The organism is Massilia sp. TSP1-1-2 (assembly GCF_049896185.1).
In the GTDB taxonomy this organism is placed as follows: Bacteria; Pseudomonadota; Gammaproteobacteria; order Burkholderiales; family Burkholderiaceae_D; genus Telluria_A.
This window is the reverse complement of sequence record NZ_JAFCTU010000111.1, coordinates 1-1,118: the sequence shown is the minus strand read 5'-3', so window position 1 is coordinate 1,118 and position 1,118 is coordinate 1. Positions and strand designations below refer to the sequence as shown.

The window sequence follows — 1,118 nt, the reverse complement described above, 5'->3', positions numbered from 1 at the left end:
CGCATGCCGATGACATATTCACCGCGCTTGAAGGTAAAGGTCTTGATCAGCTTGACGCCGCCAGCCTCGCCCTCGAGTACCAGTTGCACTTCATTGGCGCTGTCGAGTGCGCGCGGGCCCGGCTTGGCGACGAATGGCGTACTCTCGTTTGGCAACGCCGCGCCAGTGAGCAAGAGACCGGTCTTGCCGATGTATGCGCCTTTTGGCGTCACGTCGAACAGCACCTGGTTCTTGGTCTTGTCCACCTTGTCGCGAAATTTGAGCAGCTCAAGGCGCTTCACGACGCCGCCGGCGGTGTCAATGTCAACCTTGAAGACGTCGGTAGTGATGGTGATGATTTCGGTCTTGATCGCCGGTGGCGCCATTGGGGCGCCCGGCACCGCCGCGGCGGCGCCAGTTGCCGCAGGAGCGCCGGCAGCAGGATTCACAGCCACTGGCGCTTGCGCAACCTGGGCTGGCGGCGACGTCATCGAAAACATGGACTGGTTGCCGTTTGCGACCATCCAGTTATTCCAAAGGAAAACCAGCGATACGGAAAAGACGATCCAGAGGATGGTGCGTTTATTGATATCCATTGATGTATTGGTCAGGAGTGGTTGCAGCCGCAGGCGGCTGTAGATGAATTCTTGTGATGCGGGGGCGGCACAGGATCGTGTCCGCCTTCGTTCCATGGGTGGCAGCGGCCGACGCGTTTCGCGGCCAGCCAGCTGCCGCGCGCGGCGCCATGGGTTTGCAGCGCCTCGATCGCATAGTGCGAGCAGCTCGGATAGAAACGGCAGCTCTGGCCCAGCATCGGCGAGAGCATCAGCTGGTAGGCGCGCAGGATCCACACGAGCAGGCGCTTCATGGCGCCGGCCCTGCGACGGCGCGCGGCGCCTGGGACGAAAACAGCTTCTGGATTTCAGTGCGCAACGTCGCCTTCAGCGCGGCGGTGGTGGCCGGGCCTTGCTTGGTGTTGACCGGGCGCGCCAGGCGCACGATGCAGTCGACGGCAGGCAGCTGCGCCACGCGGAACAGTTCGCGCGTGACCCGCTTGATCGTATTGCGCGTGACAGCGCGCGGCGCAAAGCGCTTGGCCACCTCGACGCCGAGCCGCGCATGCGGCAAGTCGTTCGAAC

General features: G+C 63.2%; 3 protein-coding genes. All 3 read right to left on the bottom strand.

The genetic code is table 11. The features are described 5' to 3' along the window. On the bottom strand, positions 1 to 575 hold a 575-nt coding region (gene yidC / locus ACP7BV_RS27115), incomplete at its 3' end, for a membrane protein insertase YidC (RefSeq protein WP_426108002.1). Positions 576 to 586: 11 nt separating this feature from the next. Beyond that, positions 587 to 847 (bottom strand): membrane protein insertion efficiency factor YidD, encoded by a 261-nt coding sequence (gene yidD, locus ACP7BV_RS27110; RefSeq protein ID WP_426108001.1) that lies wholly within the window; start codon positions 845 to 847, stop codon positions 587 to 589. Continuing rightward, positions 844 to 1,118: ribonuclease P protein component (locus ACP7BV_RS27105; RefSeq protein ID WP_426108000.1), on the bottom strand; the 275-nt coding region annotated here is incomplete at its 5' end. The genes yidD and ACP7BV_RS27105, both read right to left, overlap by 4 nt.